Origin of the sequence: Kitasatospora sp. DSM 101779 (assembly GCF_025655475.1) — a bacterium.
Lineage (GTDB): Bacteria > Actinomycetota > Actinomycetes > Streptomycetales > Streptomycetaceae > Kitasatospora.
The window spans coordinates 7,069,513-7,087,017 of the sequence record NZ_JAHTIK010000001.1 but is presented as its reverse complement, the minus strand read 5'-3'; the positions used below and the strand labels follow the sequence as shown (position 1 = coordinate 7,087,017).

Sequence of the window (17,505 nt, the reverse complement as noted above, 5' to 3'; positions counted from 1 at the left end):
AGCGATCCGCAGCGACGAGGGGACGGACGGGGATGGACGGGCTGGCCGAGGGCGGCTTCACGGTGGACAGCTGGGAGCCGGAGGTGCTGGACGAGCGGCCGGGCGCGACGCTCGCCCGGGTGACGCTGACCAAGACCTTCCGGGGCGGGCTGGCCGGCACCAGCACCGTGCACATGACCAGTGCGGCGGACGGCGCGGGGCAGCCCGCGGCGTACACCGCCTTCGAGCGGTACACCGGCGAGCTGAACGGCCGCAAGGGCGGTTTCGTGCTGCAGCATTGCGCGCCCGGCAGCCGCGGCGAGCGACTGGTGATCACGGTGGTGCCGGGCACCGGCACGGAGGAGCTGGCCGGGATCACCGGCGGGTTCGAGATCCGGATCGACGACGCCGGCGTGCACACCTACACCTTCCGCTACGCCCTGGCCTGATCCGGGTGCGGCGACGGCCCGCTTCCCGGGTGCGGGGAGCGGGCCGTGCGGGGGTGCGGGGTGCCGGGTCCGGGATCGCCGGTCCGGGCCGCGGGGCCTTGAATCGGGCGGCGGGCCTTACTTGGACAGGCCGGCCTTGACGGAGCAGACGGGCCAGGCGCCCGGACCCTGCGCGGCGAGGACCTTCTCCGCGACGGCGATCTGCTGCGCCTTGCTGGCCTGGTGGGCGTTGGCCGCGTAGGCGTGGCCGCCGAACGCCGCCCAGGTACCGGAGGTGAACTGCAGACCGCCGTAGAAGCCGTTGCCCGAGTTGATGGCCCAGTTGCCCGAGGACTCGCACTGGGCGACCTTGTCCCAGGTCGAGGCCGGGGCGGCCGAGGCCGACGTCGCCGTCACGAGGCCGGCCACCGGCAGGACGGCCAGCGCGCCGCCCATGACGGCCATCCGCACGCGCCTGCCGCGCTTGGGGGCGGTGGCGGTGGCAGCGGTGGTCTCGTTACGGAAAAGCATGCGGTTCCCTTCAAGCGTCCCGGGACGACACCCGGGCACGGGTCAGCAGACCCGATCGGCCTGCGGTTCATGGGGTGAGCGGGCATCCGAACCCTCCGGGCCCTGGGGCCCCGGCGGTGTGCCGCGCTGGATTCGAAGTTACGGACCACCCGCACCCGACACAAGGTTCGGCAACGAACCAGCAGGTCAGGCCCCGGTTACCACCGGTATCCCACCGAACCCGACCCCCATTTCACGGGCCCCACCCCCACCACCCACCCGCCGATGTGACCCCCACCACCGCAAACCGTCCGTGAAGCGGACCACACGGTCGACGCCCTGTGAACCGGTCGGCCACGGAGCGCCGACCACCGGGGCCCGGCGGACGGCCGCTGGTGTGGCGGCGGCCACACCGGCCCCGCGGAGGGTCTCCGTCAGCCCGCCGGCCAGGCGAGCCGGACGGCGAAGCAGAGCACCAGGCCGTAGCCGAGCGCGTACGTCACGCGCCGGGTCCGGACGGTGAGCCGGGTGCCCGCGAGGGCGCCGGCGGCGGCCAGCAGCTGCTGCCAGACCAGCGAGGCCGCGAACACGGCGACGGCGAACACCACGGCCACGGCAGCCCCGGCGGCCGCCGCACCCCGGGCCGCGGTCAGCGCGGTGAAGTAGAGCGCGGTGGTCGGGTTGACCAGGGTGAGCAGCGCGAAGCGGACGAAGGAGCGGCGGGCCGGGCCGGGCTCCGCGGCCGCGGCCGGCGCCCCCGGGACGCCGCCGCGCAGCGAGAGCAGTCCGCGGACGGCGATCGCGGCCAGCACTGCGGCGGCCACCGCCCGCACCCAGGCCTCGCCGCCGCCGCCGATCAGGCCGACCAGCCGCGGGCCGACGAGCACCGCGACTGCGGCGTACACGAAGTCCACCAGCGCCACCGCGGTCGCGGCGGCGGCTCCCTGGCGCAGGCCGCGGCCGCCCTCCTGCAGCAGCAGTACGCCCACTGCGCCGAGGGGCATCGCCACGCCCAGACCCGCCGCGGCGCCCGCCGCAGCCGTGCTCACCAGGGAATCCACCATCGCGCCAGGGTGACGGACACCCCCTGTTCCGCGCGAGCGACTTTTCCGCGGGCCGCGCCGGGCGGTCGACGGGCCGCCCGCAGCGGTGGGAGGCCGTACGGGCGGTGGGCTACTGTCCCTGCGCACGGGCGTCCGGAAGGCCGAACGGAAATCCGGTGCGATTTTCCGTTATCCGGAGTGCGGTGGACGATCTCCCACTACGACAGCAGCACAGCACGGGGCCGCAGCACGGCCCGACCGAGAAGGTGGACCACGCCATGGACAGTGACCGCGCAGCACTGCTGGTCGTGCAGGCCCGGGCCGGCGACCAGTACGCCACGGACGAGCTGATCAGCGGGCACCTGCCTCTGCTCTACAACATCGTCGGCCGGGCGCTCGGCGGGCACTCCGACACCGACGACGTCGTCCAGGAGACCCTGCTGCGGGCCATGGACGGCCTGCACGGCCTGCGCGACCCGGCCGGATTCCGCTCCTGGCTGGTCGCGATCGCGATGAACCAGATCCGCCGCCGGCACCACGAGCGCATGCAGACCGCCTACGGCGCGGACGGCCTGGGCGACGCCTACGACGTCGCCGACCCGGGCGCGGACTTCGTGGACCTCACCATCGTCCGGCTCGGCCTCTCCGGGCAGCGCCGCGAGGTCGCCGAGGCGACCCGCTGGCTCGACGAGGCGGACCGCGAGCTGCTGGCCCTGTGGTGGCTGGAGGCGGCCGGCGAGCTGACCCGCGCCGAACTGGCCGGCGCGCTGGAGCTGCCGCCGCAGCACGCCGCGGTGCGGGTGCAGCGGATGAAGGGCCAGCTGGAGACCGCCCGGGTGGTCGTCCGGGCGCTGGCGGTGGCCGACCGGTGCGGCCCGCTCTCCGAGCTGACCGCCCGCTGGGACGGCGTGCCGAGCGCGCTGTGGCGCAAGCGGATCGCCCGGCACGCCCGCGAGTGCGCGATCTGCTCCCGTCACTGGAGCGGGCTCTTCCCCGCCGAGGGGCTGCTGGCCGGCCTGGCCATGGTGCCGGTCTCGGCGGGCGACCTCGGCGCGCTGGGCGCCTACCTCTCCCCCGCACCGGCCGCGCCCGCTCCGGCGCCGACCCACGACCCGGTGTCGCACGGCAGGTCGGTACCGCGCTCGCACCGGCGGGGCAGCGGCGGCCGCGGCGCGCACCGCGGGGCCAGCAGCGCCCGGCCGCGGATGCCGCTCGCGGTCGGCGGGACGGTCGCGGTGACGGCCGCCACCGCGGCGATCGTCGCCGTGGCGCTGCCCGGCACCACCCCCCGGGTGACCGCGGAGCCGCCGGCCATACCGGCCCAGGTGCGGGCGGAGGTCTTCAGCCAGCAGCCGTCCCCCGCCGCCTCCTCGGCGAGCCCCTCGCCCAGCCCGAGCGCGTCGCCGACCCCGACGCCCTCGCCCAGCCCGACACCGAGCCGCACCCCGAGCCCGAAGCCGACCCCGACGGCCACCCGCAGCAAGAGCCCGAGCCCCGACCCGAGCACGCTCAGCATCAAGCAGCAGGTCGTCCAGCTCGTCAACCAGGAGCGCAGCAAGGTCGGCTGCACCCCGGTGAAGTCCGACGACAAGCTGGAGCTCGCGGCGCAGCGGCACTCGGACGACATGGCGGCGCGGAACTTCTTCGACCACACCAACCCGGACGGGCAGGGCCCGCAGCCGCGGATCGACGCGGCCGGCTACAAGTGGAGCAGCTGGGGCGAGAACATCGCCCGCGGCCAGCGCGACGCGGCGGACGTGATGAAGAGCTGGATGGACAGCCCCGGGCACAAGGCCAACATCCTGAACTGCGGCTTCACCGACCTGGGGGTCGGCGTGCACCTGGGCGCGGGCGGCCCGTGGTGGACGCAGGACTTCGGCTCGGCGCCCTGACCGGCGCCGCGGGGCCCGCGCGCGGCCGTGCACAATGGACGGGCCCCGGAGAGGCCGGGGGCCGACACCGGGAGCTGCCGTGAGCGAGGCCGTCCGCGACGAGAAGAGCAAGCGCAGGGCGATGCTGATCCGCGCCTCGATCTACATCGCGGGCACGCACCTGTTCGCGGGCTTCGTGATCCTGCTGTTCACCCTGGGCGGGCGGCACTGAGCGCATGCCCGGCGGCCCGGTCCCCCGTCGCGCGGGGCCGGGCCGCCGGCGTTCGGTGCGGGTGTCAGCCGACGGCGGCGAAGCCGTTCGCCCAGAGGGAGTTGACCTTGCGCTTCTCGGTGGAGTTCGGGTAGGGGTTGGTGCAGGAGGTGCCGGGGCCGCCGCCGGACATCAGCTCGCTGCACGGGCCGGAGTAGTGGTCGGGCAGGCCGAGCACGTGGCCGGTCTCGTGCGCGGTGACCCGCAGCGAGCTGTACTGCCGGTTCTGCGCGTAGTCGAGGAAGATGTAGCCGCTGCCGTGGCCGTCGGTGCTGGCGTAGGAGCCGCGCGAGTCGTTGCCCTCGTAGTAGCGGAAGTCCGCGTTGCTCCCGGAGCGCAGCTGGACGTTGCTCACCGAGCTGTTCCAGATCTGGGCGCTCTGCGAGATGACGCTCGCGAAGGACGGCGCCCGGCTGGCGTCGTAGGTGACGACGACGGCCTTCAGGTAGGGGTGGGCGGCCTGCTTGGCCAGTGCCGACTTCATCACGGCCTGGTAGAACGCCTTGTTGCCGGCCTCCTCGGCGGACGTGCCGGCGTGGCCCGCGGAGGAGGTGTAGCCCTGGGCGCCCTGCTGGACGGGGGCCGCGGCGGCGGGAACCGCGGCGGCGCCGGCCGCGAGGACCAGTCCGAGGGCAGCGGCGAGCACGGTCATGGAGCGATTCATGTGGGGGACTCCATTCGCGGGTCCCGGGGGCCGTGGGGAGGCCCGTCGGGACACGGTGACGGTTTGTTGCACCGAGCTTGCGCCAGCGGCGGCGGACCGGCGGAGATGCCAACCGGCGATAGCCCGGAGCAATACCCTCTGCCCGTGGGCGCTTTGACGTTCCGTGAGCACTCCTTGACATGCACTTGGCGGAAAGCCGCCGCCTGGTTATGCTCCCGTCGTGGAGCTCGACGTCCGACACCTGCGGGTGCTGTGCGCGATCGCGGACACCGGCAGCGTCCGGAAGGCCGCCCGCCGGCTCGGCATGACCCAGCCGTCGCTCACCACCCAGCTGCACCGCATCGAACGGACCATCGGCGGACGGCTGTTCACCCGCGAGCAGACCGGCAGCCGCCCCACCGCCCTCGGCCACTCGGTGCTCTCCCGGGCCAGACCCGTCATCAGCGAGATGGACGCCCTGGTCGCCGCCGCCCGCGAGGAGGCCGCCGGACCGGGCCGGCGGCCGCTGCGGATCGGCAGCGTCGGCAGCCGCGCGGTCGCCGCCTGGCTGCGCCGCGTCCACGACCGGCTCCCGGACACCGACACCACCATCCACATCGACATCTCGGCGATCGCCCTGCTGCAGATGGTCGCCGCGGAACAGCTCGACATCGCCTTCGTGCACGAGAGCGAGGGCTTCCCGCTCCGGGTGCCGCCCGGCACCGAGCAGCGCGTGCTGCTGGCCCGCGAACCGCAGTTCGTCGCCCTCGCCGAGGGCCACCCCGCGGCGGCCCGGCCGGTCGTCAGGCTCGCCGACCTCGCCGAGGACACCTGGATGGTCGACCCGACGGCCGACCACGAGTACGCCGCGCTGCGCCGGGTCTTCGCCGGGGCCGGCCTCGACCCGCGGGTCGTCCAGGTCCGGGACAACGCCACCGCCGCGGAGCTCGTCGCCTCCGGCGAGGCCGTCCGCCCCTGCCAGCCCACCTCACCGCCCGGCCCCGGCACGGTGCTGCGGCCGGTGCACGGGGACCCGTTCGCCGTCCGGCTGTTGCTCACCTGGCGGCCCGGCGCGGTCGGCGGCCAGGTGCTCGACGACCTGTACACCGACCTCCGCCGGGCCTACCTCGACCTGGCCAGCGTCAATCCCGCCTACCGCGCGTGGCTCCGCCGCCACAACCGCTCCCTGCGCCAGCTCCTCGCCCCTGCGGGTGCCTGAGACGCACGGCCGGGGCAACCGGGCAGTCCGCGCCCCGTTCGGATACCTCGTCAGCGGTCCTGCTCGCGCTTCGGCCCGGTGCCCTTGATCCCGGTCGGAGTTCCGCCCGGGTCGAACGCGTGGTGGAGGGTGAAGGCGTGCGGCGCGGAGCCGTGGTCGTGGAGGTGTTCCAGCCTGGCGACCCCCTCCTGCCAGGTGGGTATCACGCCGTCGGAGACCCACCAGAACACGTAACCCGGGTGTGCGGTCCGCTCGAACCAGTCGTGACGCCTGTTCAGCGCCTCACGGTGCAGACCGGTGTAGACGGCGTCCACGGCGGGGCGCAGGTCGGTCCAGAGCGAGAGGGTCGTGGCCAGGGCGGTGGTTTCCGCCGTACGGCCCTTGCCGTACCAGGTCGGCACGGCGAACTCTCCCCACGCGCCCCAGTCCGCCTCGAAGAGTGCGCCCCGCTCGGCGTCCGCCGCTTCAGCACGAGCGAGGTACCCGGGGTGCTGGCTGATCCTCCGGTAGACGGCCTCGCCGATGTCGTAGAACTCGTCCGTGAGAGGTGCGGGATCGGCGAGAGGTGACTTCAGGACGCCGAATGTGTACAGCGCGAGATGGGGCATGCGTCTCTCCCTGGTCGGGGGGTGCCTGGGGGTGGACCCGGCTCGGCGGCTCGGGCACGGGGCGAGGATTCATGGGGCGTGACCCACTCGTCCCGTCGCGGGTGGCTCGGCCCGGATGAACTCCGGTGCGACCGTGGGCGATCGCCGAGGACCAGGTGAAGGTAGCCGCTTCCGCGGGCCATGTCGAAGTTGCGTTCTCCCCGTCCCCGTGGCCTCCTGCTCCGGTCATGTGCGGAGGCCGGGGCGGTGACGGTCGGGGCAGGCTGCGTGGTGCCGGCGACCCGCAGGGCGCCGGTCTGCCCCGAGTCCGTGTCCCTACGGGGGTGGGCCGTAGCCGCCGCCGCCCGGTGTCTCGATCACCAGGACGTCGCCGGGCGCGACCTCGGCGGAGTCGCAGCCGGCCAGGTGCTCGACCGTGCCGTCGGCGCGCTCGATCCGGTTGGCGCCGAGTGCGCCGGGGGCGCCGCCCGCCAGGCCGTACGGCGGGACGCGGCGGTGGCCGGTGAGCAGGCTGACGGTCATCGGCTCGCGAAAGCGCAGCCGGCGCACCGCGCCGTCGCCGCCGCGCCACCGCCCGGCGCCGCCGCTGCCCGGCCGCACGGCGTACTCCTCCAGCAGCACCGGCAGTCGCCACTCCAGCACTTCGGGGTCGGTGAGGCGGGAGTTGGTCATATGGGTCTGCACGACCGGGGCGCCGTCGAAGCCCTCTCCCGCGCCGGAGCCGGAGCCCAGGGTCTCGTAGTACTGGTGGCGGCGGTTGCCGAAGCTGACGTTGTTCATCGTGCCGGAGCCCTCCGCCTGCACGCCCAGCGCCGCGTACAGCGCCCCGACCAGGCCCTGCGAGGTCTCGACGTTGCCGGCGACGACGGCCGCCGGCGGCTCGGGCGCCAGCATCGAGCCGGGCGGCACCACGATCCGCAGCGGCCGCAGACAGCCGTCGTTGAGCGGGATGTCGTCGGCCACCAGGGTGCGGAAGACGTAGAGCACCGCCGCGGTGACCACCGCCGAGGGGGCGTTGAGGTTGCCGGGCAGCTGCGGCGAGCTGCCGGTGAAGTCCACCGTGGCGGTGCGCCGCTGCCGGTCCACCGCGACCCGGACGGCGATCACGGCGCCCGCGTCGGTCTCGTAGCGGCAGCTGCCCTCGGCGAGCCGGTCGATCACCCGGCGGACGGCCTCGGCCGCGTTGTCCTGGACGTGCCGCATGTACGCCTGCACCACGTCGAGGCCGAAGTGCTCGATCATCGCGCCGACCTCGTCGACGCCCTTGCGGTTGGCGGCGATCTGCGCCCGCAGGTCGGCGAGGTTGGCGTCCGGGTTGCGGGACGGGTAGCGGGCGGAGGTGAGCAGCCTGCGGGTCTCGGCCTCACGGAGCCGGCCGTCCTCGACCAGCAGCCAGTCGTCGAAGAGCACGCCCTCCTCCTCGATCCGGCGGCTGGCGGCCGGCATGGACCCGGGCGTCATGCCGCCGATCTCGGCGTGGTGGCCGCGGGAGGCGACGAAGAACAGGATCCGCTCGCCCGCGCGGTCGAAGACCGGGGTCACCACGGTGATGTCGGGCAGGTGGGTGCCGCCGTGGTACGGGTCGTTGACCGCGTAGGCGTCACCCGGCCGCACCGTACCGGCGCGACGGCGCAGCACCTCCTTGACGGTGGTGCCCATCGAGCCGAGGTGGACGGGGATGTGCGGGGCGTTGGCGACCAGGTTGCCCTCCGGGTCGAAGAGGGCACAGGAGAAGTCCAGCCGTTCCTTGATGTTGACCGACTGCGCGGTGGATTCCAGCCGGGCGCCCATCTGTTGGGCGATCGCCATGAAGAGGTTGTTGAAGACCTCCAGCAGCACCGGATCGGCCGCGGCGGTGGCGTCGGCCCCGGCGGGCGGGGCGGTGCGTTCCAGCAGCAGGTGGCCGAGCGGGTCGCGGGTCGCCCGCCAGCCCTCGTCGACCACCGTGGTGGAGCCGTCCTCGGTGAGGACGGCCGGCCCGGTGACGCCCTGCCCGGGCCGCAGTTCCTCCCGGCGGAGCAGTGCGGCCCGCCGTCGGCGGCCGGCCGACCAGAGCGTGACGTGCTCCGGTCCGGACCCGACGGCGGCGGACCCGTCCGGGGGTGCGCCGAGCGGGGCGAGGTCGGGCTGCTCGGTGAGTCCGGTGGCCTCGACGGCGAGCGACTCCACCACGATCGGACGGTCCATCAGGAAGGAGTACACCGACCGGTGCTCGGTCTCGAAGGCTGCGGTCATGGCCGGAGCGGCCGCGAGCTCGACGGGGACGGCGGTGTCGGTGCCGTCGTAGCGCAGGTGCGCCCGGCACGTGGTGCGGATGCGCTCCTCCGGGATGCCCTGGGCGTGGAGCTCTGCCCGGGCGGCGGTCGCCAACTCCTCGGCGAGCGCGTCGATCCGGGGCATCGCGGCGGCCTCCAGCCGGGTTTCGACCGACTGCTCGCGCAGGACGGCGGTGTCGGCCAGGCCGATGCCGAGGGCGGACAGCATCCCGGCCAGCGGCGGGACGACCACGGTGCGGATGCCCAGTGCGTCGGCGACCGCGCAGGCGTGCTGGCCGCCGGCCCCGCCGAAGACGGTCAGCGCGTACCGGGTGACGTCGTGCCCCTGCTGGACGGAGACCCGCTTCACCGCGTTGGCGATGTTGGCGACGGCGATCCGCAGGAATCCCTCGGCGACCTCCTCCGGGCCGCGCTCGTCGCCGGTACGGGCCCGGATGTCGGCCGCGAGCGCGGCGAACCGCTGCCGGACGGTGGCGAGGTCGAGCGGCTCGTCGCCCCCGGGGCCGAACACCCTCGGGAAGCGGTCGGGTTGGATCCGGCCCAGCATCAGGTTGGCGTCCGTGACGGTGAGCGGGCCGCCGCCGCGGTAGCAGGTCGGCCCGGGCACGGCGCCGGCCGAGTCCGGGCCGACCCGGTAGCGGCTGCCGTCGAAGTGCAGCACCGAGCCGCCGCCGGCCGCCACGGTGTGGATCGCCAGCATCGGCGCACGCAGCCGCACCCCGGCCACCTGGGTGGTGAACACCCGCTCGTACGCGCCCGCGTAGTGCGAGACGTCGGTCGAGGTGCCGCCCATGTCGAAGCCGATCACCCGGTCGTGGCCGACGAGTTCGGACATCCGGGCCATGCCGACGATGCCGCCGGCCGGGCCGGAGAGGACGGCGTCCTTGCCGCGGAAGTGCCCGGCCTCGGCCAGCCCGCCGTTGGACTGCATGAACATCAGCCGCACCCCGTGCAGCGCGTCCGCGACCTGCTCGACGTAGCGGCGCAGCACCGGCGACAGGTAGGCGTCCACCACGGTGGTGTCGCCGCGCGGCACCAGCTTCATCAGCGGGCTGACCTCGCTGGACAGCGACACCTGGGCGAAGCCCGCGCCGCGGGCCGCCTCGCCGATCAGCTGCTCGTGGCCGGGGTGCAGATGGCTGTGCAGGCAGGCCACCGCAACCGAGCGGATTCCGTCCCGGTGCGCGGCGCGCAGGGCCTCGCCGAGCGCGTCGAGGTCGGGCGGGCGCAGCACGGTGCCGTCGGCGGCGATCCGCTCGTCCGCCTCGATCACCCGCTCGTGGAGCTGCTCGGGAAGGACGATCTCGCGGGCGAAGATGTGCGGGCGGTTCTGGTAGCCGATCCGCAGGGCGTCGCCGAAACCGCGGGTCACCACCAGGGCGGTGCGCTCGCCGGTGCGCTCCAGCAGGGCGTTGGTGGCGACCGTGGTGCCCATCCGGACGGCGTCGATCGGCACGTCCGCGAGCGGGTCGTCCGGGCCGAGTCCGAGCAGGGTGCGGATGCCGGAGACCGCCGGGTCGCGGTGGGTGCGGTCCTCGGAGAGCACCTTGCAGGTGGTGATCCGGCCGTCCGGGCGCCGGGCGACGACATCGGTGAAGGTGCCGCCGCGGTCCACCCAGAACTGCCAGCCCGGTGCTGCCACGGCCGCCTCCCAGCGGGGAACCCCGCGTACGTCCAGTCTCCGGCCGGGCCTGCGGGCACCGCAAACAGGGGCACGGCGGTCACCCGGGGACGCCGCGGCGCGGGGATACTGGAGGTGGACACGGGCAGGTCGGGAGTGGCGATGGCGGCCGTGGTGCTGGGCGTGTGCCGCGAGGGTCTTCCGGGCGAGCGGCGGGTGGCGCTCGTGCCGCGCGCGGTGCCGGGTGTCCGCGAGCTCGGGGTGGACGTCCTGGTCGAGGCCGGTGCCGGGGCGGCCGCCGGATTCCCGGACTCCTCCTACGCGGCGGCGGGTGCACAGATCGTCGCCGGCGGGGAACTCGCCGCCCGGGCGGACGTCCTGGCCGCCGTCCGGCGGCCGACCGCGGAGACCGTCGCCCGGCTGCACCGGGGCCAGGTGCTGATCTGTCTGCTCCGCCCGCACCGGGCGCCGCACCTGGTGCGCCGGTGGGCGGACGCCGGACTGACCCTGATCGGCACCGACCCGGCCACCCGGCCCGGCCTGCCTCCGGGGCGGCTGGACGCGGGCGCCGGGCAGGCCGCGCTGGCCGGCTACAAGGCCGTCCTGCTCGCTGCGGACCGGCTCGGCCGGGAGTTCGCCGGCGGCGTCGCCGAACCCGCCCTCGTCCTGGTGCTCGGCGCGGGCCCGGCCGGGCTGCGGGCGATCGACACGGCACGCCGGCTCGGCGCCACCGTCCACGCGTACGACACCGGGCGGGCGGTCCAGGCGGCGATCGCCGCGCACGGCGGATTCGTGCTGCCGCTCGGCTCGTGGGACGTCCGGCGCCGGGCCGCCGTACTGTCCCGCTTCGACGTGGTGATCAGCAGCACCGACGCCGCACCGACGGCCGTGGACACGGCGGCCGTCCGTTCGCTGCGGCCCGGCTCGGTGGTGGTGGACCTGGTCTGCGACGCCGACGGGCGGTCGGTCGAACCGGCCGTGCCGGGTGCCGAGCGGACGGTCGGCGGTGTGCTGGTGGTCGGCGCGGGCGAGCTCGCCGCGGCGGTGCCGACGACGGCCTCCACCGCCTACGCGCAGGTCCTGGCGGCGCTGCTCGCCGTCCTCGTGCCGGACGGTCTGCTGACCGTCGACCCGGCGGACCCGGAACTCGCCGGTGCGGTCGTCGCCCACGCCGGCACCGTCCTCGACCCCCGCACGGCGGGGCTGCTGCGGGAGGCGACGGCCGCCGCCGGGCTGCCCTAGCGCGGGGCGTGTCACCGGCCGCCCGGGGCTGCGGAGCCGCGGCACGCTCGAACGGCGCGACGCTCGAACCGCAGCACCCTCGAAACGCGGGACGCTCGAACGGCGGGACGCTCAAACGCAGCACGCTCGAACGGCGGGACGCTCAAACGCAGCACGCTCGAACGGCGGGACGCTCAGCGGCCGGCGAAGAGCGCGGCGTGGCGCGCGGCGGAGAGGGCGTGGTGGGCGCAGCCGTCGTAGTGGCCGGAGAGCAGGACGGCGTCGACGGTGTCGGCCCGTGCCGGCGGCGGGTCGGCGTCGAGCAGCCGGGCGTACAGCACGGACTGGTGGCGGGCCATTTCGGTGCGGTCGCCGTGCAGGTCGGCGAGGTGGTCGCTGCGGGGGTCGGGCAGGCTCCGGGCCGCGGTCGCGAGCATGGCGAGGCCGAGGGCGGCCATCGTCTCCAACGGGCGGCGCAGGTCCGCCGGGAGGGGGCCGCGGGTGCCGCGGGCGGCGGCGGTCTCGGTGATGCGGCGGGCGAGTTCGCCGAGCTGCTGGACGTCCGCGCCGAGGTGCACCCGGGCCAGCAGGGCCAGGGTGCCGGCCGGTTCGGGGGCGGAGCGGGCGAGCAGCGCGGCGGCGTCCTGCTCGACGGCGTCCCGGAGCGGCTGCAGGGCGCGTTCGGCGGCGATCACGGCGTCGTCCACCGCGGCGCCGGAGGTGGTGCCCAGGGCTGCCGCGGAGGCGCACCGCAGGGCCTCGGCGGCGAGTCCGAGCAGGGCGGCCGGCCGCTCGGTGGCGGGCCGGTCGGTGTGCTGCGCCATGGTGCTCTCCCTCCGCGGCGCTCTCCCGCCGCCCCTTCCATCCTGGTCCGCCGCGGCGGACCGCGCAGCCCCCCGGGGATCGCGCGGTCGGCGGGTGCCGGGATCAGTGCGGGCCGTACCCGTCGACGAGCGCGCGCACGCCCTGCGCGTACGCGTGGGAACGGGCGACGACGGCGATATGGGAGCCGTCCGCGAAGACGAGGTCGACGCGTTCGGGCTGCCGGGAGCGGACGGTGCCGGTGCGGGCCAGCTCCGGACGCGGGAAGGAGGCCATCAGTTCGCCGTGGTCGTGGTCGACCAGCAGCACCCGCCGGTCGGTGACGGCGAGCAGGGTGCGGCCGTGCCGGAACCGGCGGTGGGTGCTCGGCCCCGTCCGGACGGCGATCACGAAGCGGCCGGCCCGGCTGCCCCAGCCGCCGGAGAACGGCCGCCCGTGGAAGGCCCGCCGCAGGCCGCGGACGGTGGACTCGCCGACCGCCTCGACGAAGCCCTCGAGGTCGAGGAGTTGCAGCGGCAGCAGCAGGACGGCCGGCAGGCAGCCGCGCCGGCGCGCGGCCGGTGCCTGCGGCGGGCGGACGGCCGTCCGGTGACGCCTGGGCAGCCCGCGGCGGACGTAGCGGTCGAGGCCGACATCGGCGACGCCGTACAGCTGTTCGCCCGGCTGCAGCCGGGGCAGCGGCAGTTGCGCCCAGCGGTGCAGGCGCTCGCGGTAGGCCTGGTCGGAGGCGTGGTTCGCGGGGGCCATCAGCCGAAGGCCTCCTCGATCCGGCTCTTCGGCACCCGGTAGGCGGGGGCCGCTGGGCGGCCGTCCACGTCCCGGGCGATCGCGTCGATGTTGGTGTCGCTGTTGAAGGCGTCTCCGATCGGCGCGGTGGGCGAACCGGTGAGGCCGGTGGCGCCCTGCAGCAGGGGCTCGGCGACCGCGCCCTGGAACCCCTTGAGCGCGGTGGAGGTCAGGAACCGCTCCGGCGACTTGTACGGGTTGGCCCAGGTGCCGGGGTTGAACGCCGACTTGCCGCCCTTGCGCATCCGGCCGACCGCCTTGCGGGCCGCGTTGGCGCGCTTGAGGGCGGCGCCCGCCTTCTCGGCCTCGCGCATCTCCTTGATGAGCCGGCGCAGGGTGCGCAGCTTGCGGGCGAGGCTGACCGAGACCTTCTCCACCCGGGCGAGGAAGACCAGCATCTCGGCCTCGACCACGAGGGCGTCGACGACGGTCGCGAGGCCCAGGGTCAGGATGTCGGCGACCAGGCCGGCGGCCAGGGTGACGGCGATCCATTCGATCGCCTCGCGGATGATCTCGACCACCAGGTCCTCGGCGAGGCGGCACTCCGCGGCGGCCTGGCTGAGGATCTGCGCGGTCTGCGCCATGTCCTCGGCGGTGGCGTCGACCGCCTCGACGGCCTGGCCCATGTGGCGGCCGAACGCGGCGGAGGCCTGCCCGTGCCAGTCGTCGGCGAGCGCCTCGCCGCCACGGCGCAACTCCTCGGCGACCTCCCGGGTGGCCCGCGCCTGGTCCTGCCACGTCCGGGCGGCGGCGGTGAGGGCGTCGGCGTCACCGGTGACCTTCTCCAGCCATCCCATCAGGCCGGACTTCTCCAGGGCCCAGCGGACGGCGTCGTCCAGCCCCTCGTCGATGGCGCCCTGTGCGGGGTTGTGGATCTCGGGGAGCGGCAGCAGCGGCTCCTTCATCCAGTCGCGGGTCCACTTGTAGGCGCCCGCGACCTCGGCGGCGGTGGTCATCGGACACCACCGGCGACGCCGCGGCCGACCTCGTCCTCGCTGTCGCGGTAGTCGGCCGCACAGGCCTCCAGGCCCCCGCTCACGTGGTCCAGGACCTCCATGAGGTCGGCCAGGTTGTCCTGCTCGGCCTGTGCGTGCTCGTGGTGGCCGTCGCGGAGCTCCTCCGAGTCGGGCAGGTGGCCGAACGCTCCGGCCGGCACCTCCACCCCGGCGAGCGTGTCCCGCACGGCTGCCAGCCGCGCGTTCTGCTGTTCCACCAGTGCCGCGTACCGCTGCAGTGCGTCCGGACGCACCCGGAAATCCGGCTCACTCATTCAGTTCCCAGGACCCTCTGACCGTCGTTCCTCCGCGGCGCGAGGAGCGCACCGCGGATTTGTTCGAGAGGACCTTACTGGGGGCCCGGCGCGGCCGATTCCCAGGGCCGGTGCCCGGCCGGAGCGGGAATTCCGCCCGAATCCGGCGCATCGTCAGACCGGTTTCCACTAAAGCGATGTGGCATTCCGTCAGATCCGGCGTTCGATGCGTTCACCGTTCGCCTGCGGATCCGTCACATTCCCTGCGCGGAACCCGGCGCGGCGGGCAGGTCGAGGATCTCGTCGACCGGGCGGCGCGGGGTGGTGGCACCCGGCGGGCCGTAGCCGAAGCGCAGCACCAGCTGGACGTGGCCCGGGCCCTGCTCGGGGTCCCGGAGCAGCCCCCGGGTGTCCGGCCACTCGACGGCCTGGTGGAGGACGGAGACGCGCAGCCCGTGCAGGGTGGCGAGCAGCCAGACGCGTTCCATCGCCTGGCCGGCCCGCAGCCAGTCGGTCTCGCGGTCGCCGTGGGTGGTCAGGGTGGCCAGCTGCGGCAGGGCCTCGAACCGCCGGGTGGGAGGTGGGGCGAGGGTGGCGGGCGCGGGCGGGCGGCCGGTGAAGCTGCGCATCGGCACCCGGGCGTCGTGGTCCTGCGGGCCGAGTGCCGTGGCCGGGATGCCGTCCACGGCCGGCGTCTCGGGCCGCAGCCAGGTGCGGGTCTCAGCCTGACGCGCCACGTCGGCGGCGATCCGCGCCTCCGCCTCCGCGGTCAGGTCGAGCACCCGCCGCACTTCGGCCTCCTCCAGCGCGGTCATGACCGTGCCCTCGGCGCGGGCGGCGGCGAGGAGCTCGCCGAGCACCGCTTCGGGCACGTCCCGGTTGGCGAACGGTTCGCGGCTGGAGTGGCGGAGGAACACCGCCGGGTAGAGGTCGCGGCCGAACGGCTCCGGCCCCTCGTCCCGTCCCTCGGCGAGGTCGAGCTCGGCGATCGGCTGCCGGCCGAGGTGGCCGGGCTGCAGCCGCAGCACGGGGGCGCGGCCGAGGTGGACGGCGGCGACCCGCAGGTTGAACAGCGCGGCGCCGATCGAGATGTGCAGCGCCCGCCCGTCGGGGTCGGTGATCGGGACGGCCCGCCGGTAGTCCGCGTACACCTCCAGGCGGCGCAGATCGGCGCTCGGCCGGAACCGCCACGGCTGGCTGTTGTGCAGGGAGGGTGCGGCGCCGCCGGCGGTGGCCAGGGCGCGGAGCTCGTCAGGGGTGAGGGCCGGGCTGATCATGATGGATCACTCCTTGCCGCGGGTGCCGTCGGTGCTTCGAGCGTGCGCCGCACCGGCGGGCACCCGGTAGGGCCCAACGACCCATCGCGCCCGGCCGGGGGTCCCCGGCGCCCGGACGGCCCGGACGGTGCCGCTCGGGGCTGCGTTCCGGCCGGAGCTGCTGCTCACGGTGCACTGCTCAGGGACGTGCCTTCTGTGCCGCGCCGGGCCGGGGTACGCCGTCGACCGACAGGCAGATGCCGAAGACCCGCTCGTACCCCGTCCAGCCGTTCACCCGGCCGCGGTTGTTGCTGATCTGCACCCGCCGGCGGGGCGGTTCCAGGGCGGACACCAGGTGCAGGTACACCGTCCCGGCGACCCGGACCAGCACGATGTCGCCGATCTGCAGCTTCGACGGATCGACCGGGGCCACGACCACCGGCTGCCGGCTGCGGATCAGCGGCACCATCGACGAACCGCTCGGCCGGAACTCCACCGTCTCCCCGCCGGCGACCCGGCCCGCCACCCCGTCCAGCACTCCCATGCGCCCGATCGTGACAGAGCCCCCGGGGCGGGCCCACCGATTATTCCGCCGCGACTATTCCGCCGCCGGGAGCCGGACGAAGCCCTCGGTCCACTCGTCCCGGTCGAGCGTGTACCCGACGATCTGGAAGCAGTCCGGCTCCTCGGCGAAGCCCGGCAGCGGGCGGGCCCGGCGGATCCGCTCCTCGGCCAGGGCCTGCGTCGAGTAGACGCCGAGCAGCTTGGCGTCGTCGCCGTCCTGTTCGTCGAGGAACGGGGTGTCGCCGTCGAGGTGCAGGGTGGCACCGTCCTCGCCGGCCTCGTTGTGGTGGGCGATGTGCCAGAGCAGATGGACCTTCATCGCGGCAGGTTAGCGGGCGGGCGGGGGCGGTTCGGCGCAGCGGTCCGGTGGATGCGAGGATGTCCGGGTTGTGATTCTCTGTCAGTTCCGCCTCCTGCGTGTCGCGGTCTTCGCCACGGTGTGCGTGGCGCTGGCCGCGCTGGGGCACGCCGCCGTCTCCGGGCAGCCGGTCCCGGTGTCGGTGCTCGGCGCCGCGGCGGGCGGGACGGCGGCAGGGACGTGGCTGCTGGCCGGACGGCGGCGCGGCATCGCGGCGATCGCCGGCTGGATGACGGCGGCCCAGGCCGCCCTGCACCTGTTCTTCGAACAGACGGCGGCGCGGCCCGTCGCGCCGCCCTCCGCCGACCTCCTCCGGCTGCTGCTGTGCGTGCACGGCGAAGCCCCGGACGGGGTGGATCCGGTGGAGCTGGCGCGGGCCGCCGGGCTCGACCCGGCCGCGCTCGGTGCTGCGGCCGGGCACGCCCACGGCCTGCACGGCCGTCCGGCCGGTGGCGGTACGGCGTTGCTGCACGGCATGTCGCCGGGCATGGCCGCCGCGCACCTGGCGGCGGCACTCGCCTGTTCGCTGCTGCTGTGGCGCGGCGAGGCGGCACTGGCCGCCGTGGTGGCGGCCGTCCGGACGCTGGCCGAGGTGTTCGCGCCGCTGGTGCTGCTGCTGCTGGCGCCGTTCCGGCACGAGCCGCCGCGGACGGTCCGCCCGGTGGTGCGTCCGGCGCGTCGGCCGCGGCAGCCCGCCCTGGCGCACGCGGTGGGCCGGCGAGGTCCGCCGCGCCTCGTCCCGGCCGTCCGAACAGCCCGCTAGCCGCCGGAGGACCGGCG

The 17,505-nt window shown here is 75.1% G+C and carries 18 protein-coding genes; 6 read left to right on the top strand and 12 right to left on the bottom strand.

Features of this window, described 5'->3' with window-relative positions:
* Positions 1-32 precede the first annotated feature (32 nt).
* Positions 33-428, top strand: coding sequence for a DUF3224 domain-containing protein (locus KSNIM_RS32130; protein ID WP_263106661.1), 396 nt, complete (start codon positions 33-35; stop codon positions 426-428).
* 117 nt (positions 429-545) lie between these two features.
* Here the strand turns inward: KSNIM_RS32130 and KSNIM_RS32125 are convergent, their stop codons facing one another.
* Both KSNIM_RS32125 and KSNIM_RS32120 read right to left on the bottom strand, forming a co-directional pair.
* Complete coding sequence (locus KSNIM_RS32125) at positions 546-938, bottom strand: transglycosylase family protein (protein WP_317634080.1); 393 nt, start codon at positions 936-938, stop codon at positions 546-548.
* A gap of 413 nt (positions 939-1,351) precedes the next feature.
* Positions 1,352-1,981, bottom strand: coding sequence for a lysine transporter LysE (locus tag KSNIM_RS32120; RefSeq protein WP_263106660.1), 630 nt, complete (start codon positions 1,979-1,981; stop codon positions 1,352-1,354).
* Positions 1,982-2,238: 257 nt separating this feature from the next.
* Between KSNIM_RS32120 and KSNIM_RS32115 the strand changes: the two genes are divergently transcribed.
* Both KSNIM_RS32115 and KSNIM_RS32110 read left to right on the top strand, forming a co-directional pair.
* Complete coding sequence (locus KSNIM_RS32115; protein ID WP_263106659.1) at positions 2,239-3,852, top strand: sigma-70 family RNA polymerase sigma factor; 1,614 nt, start codon at positions 2,239-2,241, stop codon at positions 3,850-3,852.
* Positions 3,853-3,931: 79 nt separating this feature from the next.
* Positions 3,932-4,063, top strand: a complete 132-nt coding sequence (locus KSNIM_RS32110; protein ID WP_263106658.1) for a DUF6126 family protein — start codon at positions 3,932-3,934, stop codon at positions 4,061-4,063.
* A 64-nt stretch (positions 4,064-4,127) separates the two neighbouring features.
* On the opposite strand, the gene snpA is transcribed toward KSNIM_RS32110, so the two are convergent.
* Positions 4,128-4,766, bottom strand: a complete 639-nt coding sequence (snpA, locus tag KSNIM_RS32105; RefSeq protein ID WP_263106657.1) for a snapalysin — start codon at positions 4,764-4,766, stop codon at positions 4,128-4,130.
* Between the two features lie 220 nt (positions 4,767-4,986).
* On the opposite strand from snpA, the gene KSNIM_RS32100 reads away from it, so the two are divergent.
* Positions 4,987-5,964, top strand: coding sequence for a LysR family transcriptional regulator (locus KSNIM_RS32100; RefSeq protein WP_263106656.1), 978 nt, complete (start codon positions 4,987-4,989; stop codon positions 5,962-5,964).
* 50 nt (positions 5,965-6,014) lie between these two features.
* Here KSNIM_RS32100 and KSNIM_RS32095 read toward each other — a convergent pair whose 3' ends face one another.
* Both KSNIM_RS32095 and KSNIM_RS32090 read right to left on the bottom strand, forming a co-directional pair.
* A complete protein-coding gene (locus tag KSNIM_RS32095; RefSeq protein WP_263106655.1) occupies positions 6,015-6,572 on the bottom strand; it encodes a DUF3291 domain-containing protein in 558 nt (185 codons plus the stop codon).
* 315 nt (positions 6,573-6,887) lie between these two features.
* Entirely contained in the window at positions 6,888-10,490 is a 3,603-nt protein-coding gene (locus KSNIM_RS32090) for a hydantoinase B/oxoprolinase family protein (RefSeq protein WP_263106654.1), read from the bottom strand.
* 114 nt (positions 10,491-10,604) lie between these two features.
* Between KSNIM_RS32090 and KSNIM_RS32085 the strand changes: the two genes are divergently transcribed.
* Positions 10,605-11,711: an NAD(P) transhydrogenase subunit alpha gene (locus KSNIM_RS32085; protein WP_263106653.1), complete on the top strand. Its 1,107-nt coding sequence runs from the start codon at positions 10,605-10,607 to the stop codon at positions 11,709-11,711.
* A gap of 173 nt (positions 11,712-11,884) precedes the next feature.
* Here the strand turns inward: KSNIM_RS32085 and KSNIM_RS32080 are convergent, their stop codons facing one another.
* The 7 genes from KSNIM_RS32080 to KSNIM_RS32050 all read right to left on the bottom strand — a co-directional run bounded on the left by KSNIM_RS32080 (position 11,885) and on the right by KSNIM_RS32050 (position 16,686).
* Positions 11,885-12,514 (bottom strand): hypothetical protein, encoded by a 630-nt coding sequence (locus tag KSNIM_RS32080; protein ID WP_263106652.1) that lies wholly within the window; start codon positions 12,512-12,514, stop codon positions 11,885-11,887.
* 103 nt (positions 12,515-12,617) lie between these two features.
* Positions 12,618-13,259: a hypothetical protein gene (locus KSNIM_RS32075; protein ID WP_263106651.1), complete on the bottom strand. Its 642-nt coding sequence runs from the start codon at positions 13,257-13,259 to the stop codon at positions 12,618-12,620.
* Positions 13,259-14,254, bottom strand: coding sequence for a WXG100 family type VII secretion target (locus KSNIM_RS32070; RefSeq protein WP_263106650.1), 996 nt, complete (start codon positions 14,252-14,254; stop codon positions 13,259-13,261). Before KSNIM_RS32070 ends, KSNIM_RS32075 begins: the two co-directional genes overlap by 1 nt.
* A complete protein-coding gene (locus KSNIM_RS32065; protein WP_263106649.1) occupies positions 14,251-14,568 on the bottom strand; it encodes a hypothetical protein in 318 nt (105 codons plus the stop codon). The genes KSNIM_RS32070 and KSNIM_RS32065 overlap by 4 nt, the downstream gene beginning before the upstream one ends.
* Before the next feature lie 233 nt (positions 14,569-14,801).
* A complete protein-coding gene (locus KSNIM_RS32060; protein ID WP_263106648.1) occupies positions 14,802-15,824 on the bottom strand; it encodes an Acg family FMN-binding oxidoreductase in 1,023 nt (340 codons plus the stop codon).
* Positions 15,825-16,002: 178 nt separating this feature from the next.
* Positions 16,003-16,347 carry a S26 family signal peptidase gene (locus KSNIM_RS32055; RefSeq protein ID WP_263106647.1) on the bottom strand — a complete coding sequence of 115 codons (345 nt, stop codon included), beginning with the start codon at positions 16,345-16,347 and terminating at the stop codon, positions 16,003-16,005.
* Positions 16,348-16,401: 54 nt separating this feature from the next.
* Positions 16,402-16,686, bottom strand: coding sequence for a hypothetical protein (locus tag KSNIM_RS32050; protein WP_263106646.1), 285 nt, complete (start codon positions 16,684-16,686; stop codon positions 16,402-16,404).
* A 70-nt stretch (positions 16,687-16,756) separates the two neighbouring features.
* Here KSNIM_RS32050 and KSNIM_RS32045 point away from each other — a divergent pair, with 70 nt between their 5' ends.
* Positions 16,757-17,488, top strand: coding sequence for a hypothetical protein (locus KSNIM_RS32045; RefSeq protein ID WP_263106645.1), 732 nt, complete (start codon positions 16,757-16,759; stop codon positions 17,486-17,488).
* Positions 17,489-17,505 lie beyond the last annotated feature (17 nt).